Source organism: Leucobacter ruminantium, from assembly GCF_017565705.1.
GTDB classification, from domain to species: domain Bacteria; phylum Actinomycetota; class Actinomycetes; order Actinomycetales; family Microbacteriaceae; genus Leucobacter; species Leucobacter ruminantium.
The window spans coordinates 32479-48565 of sequence record NZ_JAGDYL010000015.1 but is presented as its reverse complement, the minus strand read 5'-3'; the positions used below and the strand labels follow the sequence as shown (position 1 = coordinate 48565).

The 16087-nt window shown below is 68.2% G+C and carries 12 protein-coding genes; 8 read left to right on the top strand and 4 right to left on the bottom strand.

The genetic code is table 11. From position 1 onward, the window contains the following. Positions 1–188 precede the first annotated feature (188 nt). Positions 189–1337 carry a 5-(carboxyamino)imidazole ribonucleotide synthase gene (locus tag J4H91_RS09590; RefSeq protein WP_208046046.1) on the top strand — a complete coding sequence of 383 codons (1149 nt, stop codon included), beginning with the start codon at positions 189–191 and terminating at the stop codon, positions 1335–1337. 78 nt (positions 1338–1415) lie between these two features. On the opposite strand, the gene J4H91_RS09585 is transcribed toward J4H91_RS09590, so the two are convergent. Then, on the bottom strand, positions 1416–2765 hold the full coding sequence (locus J4H91_RS09585) for an FHA domain-containing protein (protein ID WP_208046045.1): 1350 nt from the start codon (positions 2763–2765) through the stop codon (positions 1416–1418). A gap of 248 nt (positions 2766–3013) precedes the next feature. Here J4H91_RS09585 and purE point away from each other — a divergent pair, with 248 nt between their 5' ends. Beyond that, positions 3014–3526 carry a 5-(carboxyamino)imidazole ribonucleotide mutase gene (gene purE, locus J4H91_RS09580; RefSeq protein WP_208046044.1) on the top strand — a complete coding sequence of 171 codons (513 nt, stop codon included), beginning with the start codon at positions 3014–3016 and terminating at the stop codon, positions 3524–3526. Between the two features lie 36 nt (positions 3527–3562). Here purE and J4H91_RS09575 read toward each other — a convergent pair whose 3' ends face one another. After that, positions 3563–4687: a glycosyltransferase gene (locus J4H91_RS09575; protein WP_208046043.1), complete on the bottom strand. Its 1125-nt coding sequence runs from the start codon at positions 4685–4687 to the stop codon at positions 3563–3565. A gap of 244 nt (positions 4688–4931) precedes the next feature. Here J4H91_RS09575 and J4H91_RS09570 point away from each other — a divergent pair, with 244 nt between their 5' ends. From J4H91_RS09570 to J4H91_RS09555, 4 genes are all read left to right on the top strand, one after another. Then, positions 4932–6284 (top strand): LCP family protein, encoded by a 1353-nt coding sequence (locus J4H91_RS09570; RefSeq protein ID WP_208046042.1) that lies wholly within the window; start codon positions 4932–4934, stop codon positions 6282–6284. Between the two features lie 27 nt (positions 6285–6311). Beyond that, the gene (locus J4H91_RS09565) at positions 6312–7733 is read left to right on the top strand and encodes an LCP family glycopolymer transferase (protein ID WP_208046041.1); all 1422 of its coding nucleotides are present in this window, start codon (positions 6312–6314) and stop codon (positions 7731–7733) included. A 280-nt stretch (positions 7734–8013) separates the two neighbouring features. Then, a complete protein-coding gene (locus J4H91_RS15895; protein WP_208046040.1) occupies positions 8014–9579 on the top strand; it encodes a sulfatase-like hydrolase/transferase in 1566 nt (521 codons plus the stop codon). Further along, a complete protein-coding gene (locus tag J4H91_RS09555; RefSeq protein WP_208046039.1) occupies positions 9572–11278 on the top strand; it encodes a sulfatase-like hydrolase/transferase in 1707 nt (568 codons plus the stop codon). The genes J4H91_RS15895 and J4H91_RS09555 overlap by 8 nt, the downstream gene beginning before the upstream one ends. Here J4H91_RS09555 and J4H91_RS09550 read toward each other — a convergent pair. After that, on the bottom strand, positions 11226–12620 hold the full coding sequence (locus J4H91_RS09550) for a sugar nucleotide-binding protein (RefSeq protein WP_208046038.1): 1395 nt from the start codon (positions 12618–12620) through the stop codon (positions 11226–11228). The genes J4H91_RS09555 and J4H91_RS09550 overlap by 53 nt on opposite strands. Positions 12621–12622: 2 nt before the next feature. Continuing rightward, complete coding sequence (rfbB, locus tag J4H91_RS09545) at positions 12623–13624, bottom strand: dTDP-glucose 4,6-dehydratase (protein WP_208046037.1); 1002 nt, start codon at positions 13622–13624, stop codon at positions 12623–12625. Positions 13625–13787: 163 nt separating this feature from the next. Between rfbB and J4H91_RS09540 the strand changes: the two genes are divergently transcribed. Together J4H91_RS09540 and J4H91_RS09535 are read left to right on the top strand one after the other, a co-directional pair. Continuing rightward, positions 13788–14711 (top strand): glycosyltransferase, encoded by a 924-nt coding sequence (locus J4H91_RS09540; protein ID WP_208046036.1) that lies wholly within the window; start codon positions 13788–13790, stop codon positions 14709–14711. Then, a complete protein-coding gene (locus tag J4H91_RS09535; protein WP_208046035.1) occupies positions 14708–16027 on the top strand; it encodes a UDP-glucose dehydrogenase family protein in 1320 nt (439 codons plus the stop codon). The genes J4H91_RS09540 and J4H91_RS09535 overlap by 4 nt, the downstream gene beginning before the upstream one ends. Positions 16028–16087: the final 60 nt, after the last annotated feature.

Sequence of the window (16087 nt, the reverse complement as noted above, 5' to 3'; positions counted from 1 at the left end):
GGGATCCCTCTCGCGCGGCTGCCGGGCGCGGGCATCGGGTGCCGGGGGTTGGCGCCGGATGTCGATGTCGGAGCGCCCGATTCGTTGACAGTTGTCAACTATATCGCGATGGTTGACTAGCGTCAACTGATTCGGGTGGCGCGACAGGCTCATCAGCCGGCGGAGCCCGGTAGGGCAGAATAGAAGCCATGGGTCTGGAGAGCGGCAGCATCAGCATCGGCGTCATCGGGGGCGGGCAGCTGGCCCGCATGATGGTGCCCCCTGCGATTCACCTGGGCCTGCGCATCAGCGTGCTGGCCGAGGTCGAGGGATCGAGCGCGGCCCGTGCCGCTGACGCCGTCGGCGACTACCGCGACCCCGAGACGGTCTACGCCTTCGCCGACACGGTAGACGTGGTCACCTTCGACCACGAGCACGTTCCGGGCGAGATCCTGCGCGAACTCGAGCGCCGGGGCAAGGCCGTGCACCCCCGCCCCGACGCACTGCAGTACGCGCAGGACAAGATCCTCATGCGCGAGAAGCTCGGAGAGCTCGGCGTGCCCGTGCCCGCCTGGGCCGCCGTTGCCGACGAGGCCGAGCTGCAGCGCTTCATCGACGAGCACGGCGGTCGCGCGGTCGTGAAGACCGCTCGCGGCGGCTACGACGGCAAGGGAGTGCGCGTCGTGTCGCAGGCCGATGAGGTGCGCGACTGGTTCACCGCGCTCGCCGAAGACGGCCGAGGAGGCCGCCTGCTGGTCGAGGAGCTCGTCGATTTCGTGCGCGAGCTCTCGCAGCTCGTGGCGCGCCGCCCGAGTGGCGAGAGCCGCACCTGGCCGGTCGTCGAGACCATCCAGCGCGACGGCGTCTGCGCGGAGGTCATCGCGCCGGCTCCCGTGGCGAACCCGGAGACCCTCGACGAGGCAGCCCGCATCGGCGCCGCCGTCGCCGAGGGCGTGCGAGTGACCGGGGTGCTCGCGGTCGAGATGTTCGAGACACGAGACGGGCGCGTGCTCGTGAACGAGCTGGCGATGCGTCCGCACAACTCGGGCCACTTCTCGATCGAGGGTTCGGTGACCAGCCAGTTCGAGCAGCATCTGCGCGCGGTCGCCGACCTGCCGCTCGGCGACACCTCGATGACCGCGCCCGCCGCGGTGATGGTGAATGTGCTCGGCGGGCCCGAGGAGGGCCCCATGCCGGTGCGTTACACGACCGTGCTCGCGGAGCATTCCCGCGCGAAGGTGCACAGCTACGACAAGCAGCCTCGGCCGGGCCGCAAGGTGGGGCATGTCACGGTGACGGGCGACGATCTCGAGGCTGTGCTCGCCGAGGCGCGGGCTGCTGCGGAGGCTTTCGCCTGAGCCTGGTGCGGCACGGGTTCCGCGAGGGATCCCTCGCGGAACCCGTCTCGCGAGGGATCCTCCGCGCTTCCGCGCGGCTCAGTCTGTCGGGCCCTCGAACGAGACCAGCCTGCCGCCGAGGCTGAGGCTGAAACCCGCGGCGACGGCGGTGCGTTCCCGCGGTTCGCACTCGACCATGCCGCCGTCGGCGTCGACCAGGTCGGTGCCGTTCGTGGAGTCGAGGTCGGTGACCCAAAGTCCGTCGGCGTCGACCTCGAGCAGGGCGTGGGTGCGCGAGAGCACCCGCTCGGCGTCGGAGAGCGAGACGAGTTGCGCCTGCTCCGGTGCGTCCTTGGGTGCGGGTCTGCGACCGAGCACGTTCGAGGCGTGCAACGGGTAGGCGGTGCCGTCGAGATCGATGAGTTTCCACCGCGTCGCCGTCTTGGCGCGGGGCACGACGATGGTGGCTTCGAACTCCTCGTCGTCGTAGGGATCGGAGACCGATGCGGGCGCCGGTACGGGGGCAGGTGCGGATGCAGGTTCGCGGTGGGCCGGCTCGACGTTCTCAGCAGCAGGCGGCGGGGCGTGCACGGCCTCGGTCGGCGCGGGCGGTGTTTCCTGCGCGGGAGGTGTCTCCTGCGCGGGAGGTGCCTCCTGCGCGGGCGGTATCTCCTGCGCGGACGGCGCCTCCGGTACGGCTGCGGCCACCGGTTGCTCGGCGGGCTCGACGGAGGGCACGGGGCCGGGTTCGGCCGCCTCGGGGAGCGGCTCGGGCCTCACTGCGCCGAGTTCAGGCCCCGGGAGCACCAGCGGGATGTCGGAGGGCGGCGGCTGCGTCTCGCCCAGCGGGCGGGCGGGCTGCACACGACGCTGCCCTGCGGGGCCGGAGAAGGCCGAGGGGCGGGGCGGGGGTGCGAGAGGCTGAGCGACCTGGTATGCGGGGAAGCCCTGCGGTTGCGGCGGCGTCGGTTGCTGCGGGGCAGGCTGCGGGGGCGGGGGAGGGGACGCCTGCGTGAACTGCGGGTGCTGCTGGAAGCCCTGCGGTGGAAGCGGCTGCTGGAAGCCCCGCGGCGGTGCCGGAGGGTTCGGGGGTGCGCTCTGCCGTGCGGGTGGCGCAGGCGGCATCGGCGCGGAGGGCATCGGCGGCATCGGCGGTGTCTGCGGCATGCTCTGCTGGTACGGCTGCTGCTGATAGTTCGGCTGCTGCTGCTGGTGGTGCTGCTGTTGCTGTTGCTGGTACGGCTGCTGTTGCTGCCCTGCGGGCATCGGCGGCGAGGGCATTTGCGGGGGAGGGGGCGGCATCGGCGGCGCGACGGGCTGCTGAGGCATCTGAGACGCGCCGGGCTGCTGCGGCATCGGCGGGGGCGGAGGGAACTGCTGCTGAGCAGGCGGTCGGCCCTGGTTCTCGGGCTGTTCCCACGGCGGCGGCTGCTGGGCGAACTGTGCCATGGGCATTCTCCACTCGCTCCCGACGCGGCACAGCCGCGATCGGCGATGATCTGACGTGGACAGTTTACGGGGTCGGCGTATGGGGTGCATCTTCGGACGGGATGCACGGGCGGGCGACGATGCGCGGCCACCAAACCGAACAGCACCGACATCACTCGCGAATCGCGTGAATCACGGGTGATGCCGGTGTGAATGGGATGTCTGGATGACGAGCCGAAGCACCCTCCCCCGACCGCTACGATTGGGACATGGCTGAAACCGCATCCCCCCTCGTCGGCGTGATCATGGGCTCCGACAGCGACTTCGATGTGATGAGCGATGCGGTGCAGGTGCTCCGCGATTTCGGCATCGCGCACGAGGTCGAGGTGGTGAGCGCGCACCGCACGCCCGCCAAGATGGTGTCCTATGCGAATGAGGCGGCCGGCCGCGGCCTGCGGGTGATCATCGCGGGCGCAGGCGGCGCTGCCCATCTGCCCGGCATGGTCGCGTCGATGACCACGCTGCCGGTGATCGGTGTACCGGTGCCGCTCGCGAAGCTCGACGGGCTCGATTCGCTGCTCTCGATCGTGCAGATGCCTGGAGGGATCCCTGTCGCGACCGTCAGCATCGGCGGTGCGAAGAACGCCGGGCTGCTGGCCGCGCGCATCCTCGGCTCCTCCGACCCCGAGCTCGCGAAGCAGCTGGACTCCTACGCGCAGGGGCTCGAGGAGATGGTGGAGCAGAAGAACGCCGCGCTGCAGGAGCGCATCGCCGCGGAGTAGGCGGAAGCACCGCTTGCTCGACCAGCGGGGCCTGCCTCAGATGTCGGCGTGCGTCTCCCAGAGCTGCCAGGCCGTGTTGCGCCAGCCGAAGCTGCGGCTGCGATCGCGAGCGATGACGCGGAGCCGTTCGAGTTCATCGGGCTCGCGTGCGATGCGGCTGAACTCCGCTGCGAAGCCCGCGGCGTCCTCGGCGGCGGTTCCCGCGTCGAAGACGAGTTCCGCGGTCGCGGCGTGCCCAGCGTGCAGCACGGGGGCGTTCGCGGCGAGTGCGCCGAGCAGCGTGTATCCGGTGGTTGCGTAGGCCTGCGGCTGCAGCAGCAGGTCGGCGCCCGAGAGGATCGTGCCGACGTCGCTCAGGGTGCGGGGCTTCACGCTGAGTACGCGGCCCTGCAGGTCTTCGGGAACCCCCGCGGCGGTCGACTGCTCGGGACCGCCCCGCTTGGGCTGCGCGGGCGGAACCGGGTCGAGGCCCTCGATGATCACGACCGGCGGCAGCGAGGGATCGGCGCGCAGCGCGTCGAAGATCCACTCGAGGCGCCCGTGCTCGCCCGCGACGGCAGTGGTCGCGGCGTAGCGCTCGGGCAGTCCGAGCGCGAGGGACTGCTCCGCCGCATCAGCGGGGGCCAGGAACTCGGTGGGCGGTGCGAGCGGGAAGACCTGCACGGGGAGGTCGGCGCCGTAGTGCGCCTGCAGGGCCTCCGCGGTCGCTTGCGTGGGAGTGAGGATCACGTCCGCGTATTTCGCGGCGCGGCGCACGTAGGTTCGGTACAGCTTGGCCAGGTTCTTGCCCAGCAGCTCCGGCGCATCCCAGGCGATGCTGTGTGGCACGAGCACCGAGGTCTGAGATCCGTCGTCCTCCTCGCGGGCGCGAAGGGGGGCGAGCGGGGTGATCGCGTGCACGAACTCGCCGTCGAGCGGGCGGGCGGCCGAACCGGCGCGCCATACGAGCGGCAGCGATTTCGCCGGCATGGGCAGGTGCTCGGTGCGCAGCAGCGGAGACGTGAATGTGGGGAGCTCCGCCCCCTTGGAGATCAAGTAGCGGGCGCTGCAGGTGCGGGGCGCGGTAGCGGCGACTGCGGCGGCCAGATCCCTCGAGGCGGCGGAGTGCTGCTCCGCCTCCCAGTCGGGAAAGGGCTCGGCGATGAGCGTGATTGCGGTCACGATCCTCCCGCCATTCTCGATTCCATACTCGGTCCATCATCATTCTACGGAGCGTCATGCTGGGAAAGCGTCGCGAGAGATGAACTTCCAGGTCGAAAGGGATCCGACGAAGTGCTCAGGTCATTCCCTGGACCGCTCGGGTAGATTCGTCTACGTATTTTGCGCGTTCGGGAAGGGATCCCGAGCCGATGAGAGCAGGGGAGAGCGGGCGACGTGCCCGCTCGGCACGAGGGACCGGATGACGATGAGCAAGAACCGCGAGCACGGGGTGTCGAGCCGATTCAGGCACGGCAGGTTGCGTCGCTCGAGCTCGTGGGGCAACGCGCTGCGGGTGCTCATCACGGGTGCTCTGGTGGTCGGTCTGAGCGGTGTCGCCACGGTCGCGTACGCCGTGTGGGGTCTGGCGCAGAACGTCAACACCGTGTCGCTCGGGGGCAGCGCCCCCGGTGTCGACGCGGTCGATCTCAGCTCGCAGTCGCTCGACGGCCCGCTCACGGTGCTGCTCGTCGGCTCCGACACCCGCGCGGGGCAGAGCCTCGACGACGGGGAGACCGGCGAGCTCAACGACGTGAACCTGCTGCTGCACGTCTCGGCAGACCACGAGAACGCGACCGTCATCAGCTTCCCGCGCGACCTGATGGTGCCGATCCCGAGCTGCCCGGGCCCGAACGGGGAGCCGGACTACACGCCCGCGATGAGCGAGCAGCAGATCAACACCACGCTCGGCGTGGGCGGCCTGCCGTGCGTCGCGGCCACGATCTCGGAGCTCACGGGGATGGAGATCCCCTACGCCGGCATGGTCACCTTCGACGGCGTCATCCAGATGTCGAACGCGATCGGCGGCGTCGAGGTGTGCCTCACCCAGCCCATCGACGATCCCTACACCGGCCTTGAACTGCCCGCGGGCATGAACACGCTCTCGGGCGGGCAGGCGCTGCAGTTCCTGCGCACCCGTCACGGCGTCGGCGACGGCGGCGACACGAGCCGCATCAGCAACCAGCAGGTCTTCATGTCGGCGATGATGCGCCAGCTCAAGAGCTCGAACACCCTCGGCGACCCTATGAAGGTCTACGGCCTCGCGAAGGCGATCGTCGAGAACATGACGCTCTCCGACAACATGGCGAACGTGCCGTTCATGCAGGCCGCAGCCGGCACGGTCAAGGACATCGATCTCAGCCGCATCAACTTCGTGCAGTATCCGACGACCACCCATCCATACGAGGCCGGCAGGCTCACCCCCGACAGCGCTTCGGCGCAGGCGCTCATCGACGCGGTCGTCTCGGGCCAGCCGTTCAACGTGACCGCGGTGGGCGAGGGCGTCGCCGCAGATGGCACGGCGGAGACCGCCGATCCCTCGGCCGAGCCGCAGGTCGACCCCGAGACCGGTCTGCCGATCGACCCGGCCACCGGGTGGCCGATCGACCCGGCTACGGGTTGGCCTATCGACCCCGCGACGGGTCAGCCGGTCGACCCCGCGACGATCCCCCCGACGGAGACCCCGGCCGCCGACCCGAACGCCCCGGTGGAGCTGCCGTCGAACATCACCGGCCAGCGCGCCGATCAGCAGACCTGTTCGCAGGGGCGCACCGTCTTCTAACGACGGCCTTTTGATAAAGTACGGTCAGTGAGCCAGGATCTCGAGCGGCCCATCCGCTACCCCGACACCGACTCCGCCCCGCTGATGGACAAGCGGGCGCGGTGGCTCGTGGTTCTCGGATTCCTGCTCCCGGGCAGTGCGCAGGTGCTCGCGGGCAACCGGCGCCTGGGCCGCTTCGGCCTCGCGGCGACGGGGGTCGCGCTGCTGCTGCTCATCGCTACGCTCGTCGGCCTGCTGCTCTTCCAGACGGCCACGCTCACGGTGATCGCGAACTCGTACGTGCTGCTGGTAGTGCAGGGGCTGCTCATCGCCTATGCGGTGCTGTGGCTCGTGCTCGGCATCGACACGCTGCGGCTGACCCGCATCGTGAAGGTGTCGCGCGGTTGGCGGGCGCCGGTCGCGATGATCGCGGTGCTCCTGACGCTGGTGGCGAGCGGCGGAGCGGCGTGGGCGTCGTCGCTCATCGGGGCGAGCCGCGGCGTGCTCGACATCTTCGCGGGCGCGCCGGCGGTCGAGCCGGTCGACGGCCGTTACAACATCCTGCTGCTCGGCGTCGACCCCGGCGCCGACCGCGAGGGGCTGCGGCCCGACAGCATCTCGCTCGTGAGCGTCGATGCCAAGACCGGCCAGTCGGTGATCGTAGGACTGCCGCGCGAGCTCACCGATATGCCGTTCCCCGAGACCTCGCCCATGGCCCCCGTCTACCCCGAGGGGTACTGCGACGAGGTGAACAACTACGAGGTCGTCGACGGCGGCGGGTACTACTGCTACACGACGGGCAACCTCAACTCGATGATCACGGAGCTCGAGGCTTCGGGGTCGCCGTCGTACGAGGGCATGTACGCCGACGCGGTCTCGAAGGGTTCCACGCCGGGCATCGAGGCCACGAAGGATGCGGTGACCGGTGCGACCGGCTTGCAGGTGCAGTTCTACGTGCTCATCGATATGGAGGGCTTCAGCTCGCTGATCGACGCCCTCGGCGGGGTGACCGTCAACGTGGAGCAGCCGATCCCGCTCAACGGATACGAGGATCCGGCGACGGGCGCGTGGGTCGACGGCGACGCCTTCCTCGAGCCGGGGGAGCAGCACCTCGACGGCCAGACCGCGCTGCTCTTCGCCCGGGTGCGGCACGGGCTCGCGAACGGCGATTACGACCGCATGGCGCACCAGCGCGAGCTGCAGCGGGCGATCCTCGCGCAGATGAAGCCGGCGAACGTGCTGCTGCGCTTCCAGGACATCGCGAAGAGCGGCGCGAGCGTCGTGCAGACCGACATCCCCGAGTCGATGCTCGGGCGCTTCGCGAGCCTCGCGACGAAGGCGAAGGAGCACCAGCCCGTCACCGTCGAGCTCGTGCCGCCGACCGTCGATCCCTCGCTGCCCGATTACGCGCAGATCCAGCAGATGGTCGCGGACGCGGTGGCGCAGGCCTCGCCGCAGCCCGAGGAGTAGGCTCCCGCGGTTCGCGCTCCGTGCGGTGCGGCTACGCCGAGTGCGCCTGCGCGCCTGCGGGCGCCGTGCGAGATTGCACCCGGTGTCGGCTTCCGGTTCACGTTCAGTTCACCCGCGTAGGCTCGTGAAGTTGTTGCTCCGCGCCGGTCGAGAGGCGCGCTGCGAGCGAGACTGGAGGTGAGCCGCCCATATGGCGTTGACGGATCCGGACACGGACGATCGGCCGCAGGAGGCAGAACCTGTCGAACCTGTCGGCGCTCGGCGCAGCCGTCTCCGCCGTGTGCTCCGCACGGTATGGGCGATCCTGGGCTGGACCCTCGTGGCGGTCGGCGCGGTGCTCGCGGGAGCCGCGCTCTGGATCAGACGCACTTTCGGGGCCATCTCCGTCGATCAGATGCTGACGAATATCGCCGGTGCCGAAAACACGGGCTCGGTCGACTACATCGGGAGTTTCGTGTGGACGGGGCTCGTCGCGCCGCTCGGCGCGGTCGCCTGCCTAGCTCTGCTCGTTCTCATGTTCCGACGCCGCGCGGTCGTTCGCGGGCGTAAGCGCGATGGTTCGAGCTCGTCTACCGGCCCGGCCGGTTTCAAGCGCATGCGGCGTCTGCACGCCTGGGCGGCACCCCTCGCCGCAATCGCGATCTGCGCTTTCGGCACTTCCATGTTCGTGCAGACGGTCGGACTCGATCGGTATGTGCGTTCATTCTCTACCTCCTCGACGATGGCCGACTACTACGTGACGCCTGATCTGCAGGCTCAGCGGACTGCAGTAGCGGGCAACACCGAGAACCCCAAGAACCTCGTGCTCATCTTCCTGGAATCCACCGAGGACCAGATGGGGAACGAGGAGCTCTTCGAGCTGAACATGCTCGAGCCCGTCCAGGAGGCGACCCGGGGGTGGCAGACGATCGAGGATTACCAGCAGTACGACGGTGGCGGCTGGACCATGGCAGGTCTGATCGGCACGAGCTGCGGGGTGCCCCTGCGAGGAGCCGGCATCAGTGATGCCGATGTGGGGAACGGGATCGGCACCGAGGCCGAGTCATACCTCCCGGGCGCGGTCTGCTTGGGCGATGTGCTCGCATCCAATGGATACCGGAACGTCTTCCTGGGAGGGGCCGACGCCCAGTTCGCGGCGAAGGCGAATTTCTTCCACACTCACGGATACGACGAGGTGAAAGACCTCAACACTTGGGAGGATCAGGGCGAAACCGATATCTCGGGGTGGGGTCTGTCCGACCACAGACTGATGGAGCTCGCTGCGGAAGAGGTGGACGCGCTGCACGCGAGCGGGCAGCCTTTCAACCTCACGATGCTGACCGTCGACGCGCACGAACCCACGCACATCTATGAGTATTGTCCTGTCACGACAGAGGATCCCCTGGAGTCGGTGATCCACTGCTCGATGGACTATGTCGGCGGCTTCATCCGGCATATGGAGGAACAGGGCTACCTCGATGACACCGTAGTGGTGGTGACGGGTGACCACCAGAAGCTCCTGAGCGAGGGATTCATCTCGCTCCAAGCATTGCGCGATGTGGAAGACCGGCCGGTATTCAATCGGATCTGGAGCCCGGACGGGCAGAGGATCGAGCGTTCGGGCGCTGATCAGCTCAGCATGTATCCGACGATCCTCGATCTCGTCGGGCTCGGCCGCCCCGACCATCGTGCGGGGATCGGGGTGTCCGCACTCGTCGACTCCCAGCCCGGGAGCATCCTCGACCTGGACCCTGCCGAGTACACCGAGCTCGTCGAGTCGCGCTCACCGGACCTCTATCGGCGGCTCTGGGCGGGTTCGGGCGCGGTGAGTACCGAAGCCGCACGTGGCATATCAGAGCATGGCTGAGACTTCCCGGCGCGTCAAGCGCCGCACGTGGGTGACGTGGGTGAGGAAGGTCGGTCGCGTCGCCACCTACGCGCTCCTGCTCGTCGGAGCGATTCTGGCTGCCGCCTCACTCTGGGTTCGGCGGACCTTCGGCATGATCTCCGTCGATCAGATGCTGACGAATCTACCCGCGGGCGGTGGAGACGGCGCGACTGGCGCGGAGACGGGCTACATCTCCGGTTTCGTCTGGGAGGTGCTGGTGATTCCAGCGCTGATCGTCGCGCTGGTCCCCGTCATCGCGGCGGTGGTACAGCGTCGTATGCGGAGCAGCTCGCGCAGCTTCATCGCGCTGCGCAGGGATCCGGCTGCCGCCCGGCGCCGGGCGGTCCTCGCCGGACGTGTCTCCTCTTGGGGTGCAGGCCTCGCCTCCGTCGCGGTGCTGGCCCTTGGCGCCGCGTTGTTCGCTCAGACGATCGGTCTGGTGCAACACGTTCGTTCCCTGACCACGGACCTCACGCTCAGCTCCTACTACGTTGCTCCGGCTGCGACGGCGCAGGAACACCCGAAGAACCTGGTCCTGATCTATCTGGAATCGATGGAGGAGGCGTTCGGTGACGAGCGCTTCGTCGAGAAGAATGCGCTGGCGCCTATCCAGCGGGCGACCGGGGACTGGTCGCAGATCGAGAATCTCCGTCAGTACGACGGCGGCGGATGGACGATGGCCGGAATCGTCGGTACGCAGTGCGGGATCCCTCTCCGCGGCATCCAGACCGCGAGAGAGAACGAACTCGACAGGATCGGTGAGGACTCCGACACCTATCTGCCGGGGGCCACGTGTCTCGGTGACGTGCTCGCGGACGCCGGGTACGAGAACGTCTTCCTCGGAGGTGCGGATGCCGCGTTCGCCGCCAAAGGGACGTTCCTCACCACGCACGGCTTCGATGAGGTGCTCGACCTGGATCACTGGCTCGAGGAGGGCGAGGAGGAGCGTTCGGACTGGGGAATCTCCGACCGCGCCCTGATGGATCATGCGAGGGACGAGGTCGATCGACTCCACGCATCCGGCAGGCCCTTCAACCTCACGATGCTAACTCTCGATACTCATGACCCGGAGCACGCCTTCGAGTACTGTCCGATCACCACTGACGTGGGGATGACGTCGATCATGAGGTGCTCGATGGAACAGGTCGCGGGTTTTGTGGATCACCTCGAGCAGCGCGGTTACCTGGACGATACCGTTGTCGTCGTCATGGGTGATCACGAGCGGTTCATCTCGGACCAGTCGAGCTATCAGGAACTGAAGCAGCTCGAGGACCGGCCGATCTTCAACCGTATCTGGAGCCCCGATGGCGCTGAGTTCGCGCGAGAGGACATCGACCAGCTCAGCATGTTCGCGACGATGTTGGACTTGCTCGGATTCGAAGTGCAGGATCACCGCGCAGGAGTCGGCGTCTCAGCGCTCGCCACCGAAGTCCGAGCGGATAGCATCCTTGCGCTGAGCCCGGACGAATACCGGGAGGTCGTGGAGTCGAGGTCGAGCGACCTCTACACGACGATGTGGGGTCTGGGCGAGGGCGAGACCGTCGAAGCCGACTACTTCGACCCGAAGCATCCGGACCGCGTCTCTGGCGCCGCCGATGATTCCGACGGCGCCAGGTGGTGGGAGCCTAGAGGCCCCCGAGATAGGCTTCCAGCGCCTCCCGCGCTTCACGCGGGGTGAAGCCGGTCGCCTCGATCTTGTCGAGGGCGAGAGTGCTGTTGAGCGGGCGCGGGGCGACCGATTTCCCCGCGAAGTACTCCTCGGTGCTGACGCCGCTGACGCGCTCGGCGTCGTGACCGGTGCCCGCGTAGACGAGCTTCGCGATATCCGCCCACGACATCGCGGCGCCCTCGTTCGTGAGGTTGTAGACGCCGTAGGCCGGGCGCGCCCGGAGCAGGTGCGCGATGCCGGCCGCGATGTCCTCGGTGAAGCTGAGGCGGCCGATCTGGTCGTTGACGACCGCGGGATCGATGCCGCGCTCGGCGAGGGACGCCATGGTACGCACGAAGTTGTTGCCGTCGCCGATCACCCAGCTGGTGCGCACGATGTAGTGCCGAGGCACGGTGGCGATGATCGCATCACCGGCCGCCTTGGTCTGGCCGTAGACGCCGAGGGGGGCGAATGCCGCATCCTCGGCGTAGAGCCGCTTGGTGCCGTCGAAGACGTAGTCGCTCGAGACGTGTACGACGGTGAGTCCGTGCTCTGTCGCAGTTCGCGCGAGCGCGGCGACACCCGTCACGTTGGCGGCCCACGCGTCGATGCGACCGGTCTCAGTCTCCGCCTCATCGACCTGCGTGTAGGCCGCCGCGTTGACGACCGTGTCGTAGTCGGCCCAGCGAACGCCCGCGAAGGGGTCGTCCGAGGCGAGATCGATGCGGTCGCGCCCGGCGAATTCGGCGCCGGGCATGATCTGCCGCAGCGCGCGGCCGAGCTGACCGTTCGCGCCGAGCACGAGCGTGCGCTTCGGCTTCATCGGCACGACGTCGGCGAGGCGCGGGTGAGCGAGATCCTTCTCCGAGCGCTCGGCCTGATCGAGCGGGATGGGCCACTCGATAGCCGCAGTCTCGTCCTCGAGATTCAGGAAGGTGTACTCGCCCTGCGCCTCGGCGCTCCAGTGATCGTTGACGAGGTACACGTATGCGGTGTCGTCTTCGAGCGTCTGGTAGGAGTTGCCGACGCCGCGGGGCACGAAGATCGCGGTCGACGGATCGAGTTCCGCGGTGAACACGTTGCCGAAGCTCGGCCCCTCGCGCAGATCGACCCAGGCGCCGAAGATCTTGCCCGTCGCGACGGAGACGTACTTGTCCCAGGGCTCTGCGTGGATCCCTCGGGTGGCTCCGGTCTTGTCGTTGAACGAGATGTTGTTCTGCACCGGCCCGAAGTCGGGCAGACCGAGCGCGACCATCTTCTCGCGCTGCCAGTTCTCCTTGAACCAGCCGCGGTTGTCGCCGTGGACGGGCAGGTCGAGGAGGACGAGGCCGGGGATCGTGGTCTCGCGGAGCGAGAGCTGCTTCGCCGCCATGCCTACTGCCCCTGCTCCTTGTACTTGGCCTCGGTAGCGGCCTTCTGCGGCTGCCACCAGGCCTCGTTCTCGCGGTACCAGTCGATGGTCGCGGCGAGGCCCTTCTCGAAGTCCGGGAACGAGGGCTGCCAGCCGAGCTCGGTGCGGAGCTTCGTCGAGTCGATCGCGTAGCGCAGATCATGGCCCGGGCGATCGACGACGTGGTCATAGGCGTCAGCCGGCTGACCCATGCCGGTGAGGATCAGCTCGAGCACCTCTTTGTTGTTCTTCTCACCGTCGGCGCCGATGAGGTAGGTCTCGCCGATGCGGCCCGCCTCCACGATGCGGAGCACTGCGGAGGAGTGGTCGTCGGCGTGGATCCAGTCGCGCACGTTGAGACCCTCGCCGTAGAGCTTCGGGCGCTCGCCGACCAGGATGTTCGTGATCTGGCGGGGGATGAACTTCTCCACGTGCTGGCGGGGGCCGTAGTTGTTCGAGCAGTTCGAGATGGTGGCCTGCACGCCGAAGGAGCGTACCCAGGCCCGCACGAGCATGTCGCTGCCGGCCTTGGTCGAGGAGTAGGGCGACGACGGGTTGTAGGGGGTCGCCTCGGTGAAGCGGTTCGGGTCGTCGAGCTCGAGATCTCCGTACACCTCGTCGGTGGAGATGTGGTGATAGCGCTTCCCGTGGCGGCGCACGGCCTCGAGCAGCGTGTAGGTGCCGATGATGTTGGTGTCGAGGAAGGGGCGCGGATCATGCAGCGAGTTGTCGTTGTGCGACTCGGCCGCGTAGTGCACGACGACGTCGCTGTCGGCGACGAGCCGGTCAACGACCTCGGCGTCGCAGATGTCGCCGCGCACCACGGTGACCCGGTTCTCGGGCAGGCCGGTGAGCGATGCCTCGTTGCCGGCGTAGGTGAACTTGTCGAGCACGGTCACCACGTCGTCGGTGTTCGCGACGAGATAGTGCACGAAGTTGGAGCCGATGAAGCCGGCTGCGCCGGTCACGAGAATCTTGCGGGCCACTTGCGGTCCTCCTGATGTTCTGCATCTGTTCTGCAGCTCCGCCGCACCGACCGAGGCCGCAGGCAAGAGCCGCACTCAGTCTACTTCGGCTGTCTGAGTGGTGGGGAGCGGCGGTGCTCGCTCACGGGCGAGGGGTCGGCAGGCGCGACCTAGGATGGAGTGCATGACTCGATCGCACGTGCCCTCCGACGTTCGCGCACGCGCGGCCGTCATCACGGTGAGCTATGGCTCCGGCGAGGCGCTCGAGGTGTTCCTCTCCAGCCTCCGAGAGCACCACGGCGATGAGATTCCGGTCGTGGTCGTCGACAACAAGCCGGATCACGAGAGCGTCGAGGCGCTCGCCTCCCGTTTCGGGGCCTTGTATCTCCCCCTCCCGGACAATCCCGGGTACGGGGCCGGCATGAACCGCGGGGTGAGCGCGATAGAGGCCATGCGCTCGAGCGCAGACCGCCCGTTCGACGCGTACTTCTTCTGCAACCCCGACCTGAGGTTCGTCGAGCCCGCGGTGGAACCGCTTCTCGACTCGCTGAGCGGTGATGTGGATGCGGGTTCGATCGGACCCAGGCTCCTGAACGAGGACGGCACCACCTATCCCTCCGCGCGCGACATCCCATCGCTCGGCACCGGTATCGGGCACGCCCTCTTCGGTAGAGTTTGGAAAGGCAATCCCTGGACCAGGCGCTACCAGAAGGCCTCCGACTACGAGCGGCGCAGGTCGGCCGGGTCGCTCTCCGGTGCTGCTGTGATGGTGAAGCAGAGCGTGTACGAGCGGATCGGCGGGTGGGACGAGGCCTACTTCATGCACTTCGAGGACATCGACCTCGGCTACCGCATCGGGCTCGCGGGCTTCACCAACGTCTACGATCCGGTCGTCTCCGTCGAGCACGTCGGGGCGCACTCGACCAAGAATCACGCGGTGGTCGTGGAGCGGGCGATGACCGAGAGTGCCGTACGATTCATGGGCAAGCGGTACGCGGGATTCCGGAACGCGCCGCTGCGCTGGGCCATCACTCTCGGCTTGCGTCTGCGAGGCGGCCTGAAGGTCGCCGCGGCGCGGCGCGGGGAACGCATGGAAAGGGCGTCATGAGGATTTCGGTGATCGGCTGCGGTTACCTGGGTGCGGTGCACGCCGCGGCGATGGCGGATCTGGGCCACGACGTCGTGGGCATCGACGTCGATGCGGGCAAGGTCGCACTGCTCTCGGAGGGGCGCACGCCTTTCTACGAGCCCGGGCTCGACGAGCTCCTGCGATCGGGACTCGCCTCGGGGAGGCTGCGCTTCTCCACCGATATCGGCGAGGCCGCGGGCGCCGAGGTGCACTTCATCGCCGTCGGCACCCCGCAGTCCGCGAACGACAACTCCGCGGACATGAGCTATGTCGATTCGGCGGTCGAAGCCCTGATCCCTCACCTCTCGCCGGGGAATCTGCTCGTGGGCAAGTCGACGGTGCCCGTCGGCACGGCCGAGCGGCTGTCGTCGTGGGTGTCGGAGCGGGTGCCCGGAGTGATGCTCGCCTGGAATCCCGAATTCCTGCGAGAGGGCTTCGCCGTGCAAGACACGCTCAGCCCCGATCGCATCGTCTACGGCCTGCCCGCAGGCGGCAACTCCGACACGGCCGAAAGGCTGCTCGACGCGGTCTACGCCGAGGCGCTCGCTGCAGCGACGCCGAAGGTCGCGACGGACTTCGCCACGGCGGAACTCGTGAAGGCGGCCGCAAACGCCTTCCTCGCGACGAAGATCAGCTTCATCAACGCGATGGCCGAGGTCAGCGAGGCGGTCGGCGCGGATGTGACGAGGCTCGCCGATGCGATCGGCTACGACGCCAGGATCGGCCGACGATTCCTGAACGCGGGCGTCGGATTCGGTGGGGGATGCCTGCCGAAGGACATCCGAGCCTTCGCGGCGCGAGCGGAGGAGCTCGGCGTGGGAGAGTCTGTGGCCTTCCTGCGCGAGGTCGAGGCGATCAACCTGCGCCGACGAGCGCGCGTCGTGCAGCTCGTGGAGGAGCACTGCGAGGGATCCCTCGCGGGTCGCCGGATCGCCGTGCTCGGCGCGACCTTCAAGCCGGATAGCGACGATGTGCGCGACTCACCCGCGCTCGACGTGGCAGCGGCGCTGCGCGCAGGCGGCGCCGAGCTGACGGTGACCGACCCGCAGGGCATCGAGAACGCCAGGAGGCGTCATCCCGAACTGCACTACGAGGCGGATACCGACACGGCGCTCGTCGGCGCCGAGATCGTGGTGCTCCTCACTGAGTGGAAAGAGTACCGGCGTCTCGAACCCGCGCAGACGCTGCGCCGCACCGGTGTTGATCGCCCGCTCATCATCGACGCCCGGAACTGTCTCGACCCCGAGGCATGGCGCGCTGCGGGCTGGCAGTATCGAGGGCTCGGCCGCTCATGAGGCCGGATGGGCTGGGTGTCCGAGGAATCCGTCGCTAGGATTTTCATGAATCGTAGAAAG

Bases quoted from the DNA above. Each gene is read 5' to 3' on its own strand.
- J4H91_RS09540 (WP_208046036.1), top strand. From the start codon at position 13,788: ATGACTCGATCGCACGTGCCCTCCGACGTTCGCGCACGCGCGGCCGTC.
- J4H91_RS09585 (WP_208046045.1), bottom strand. From the start codon at position 2,765: ATGGCACAGTTCGCCCAGCAGCCGCCGCCGTGGGAACAGCCCGAGAAC.
- J4H91_RS09570 (WP_208046042.1), top strand. From the start codon at position 4,932: ATGAGCAAGAACCGCGAGCACGGGGTGTCGAGCCGATTCAGGCACGGC.
- purE (WP_208046044.1), top strand. From the start codon at position 3,014: ATGGCTGAAACCGCATCCCCCCTCGTCGGCGTGATCATGGGCTCCGAC.
- J4H91_RS09555 (WP_208046039.1), top strand. From the start codon at position 9,572: ATGGCTGAGACTTCCCGGCGCGTCAAGCGCCGCACGTGGGTGACGTGG.
- J4H91_RS09550 (WP_208046038.1), bottom strand. From the start codon at position 12,620: ATGGCGGCGAAGCAGCTCTCGCTCCGCGAGACCACGATCCCCGGCCTC.
- J4H91_RS09535 (WP_208046035.1), top strand. From the start codon at position 14,708: ATGAGGATTTCGGTGATCGGCTGCGGTTACCTGGGTGCGGTGCACGCC.
- J4H91_RS09590 (WP_208046046.1), top strand. From the start codon at position 189: ATGGGTCTGGAGAGCGGCAGCATCAGCATCGGCGTCATCGGGGGCGGG.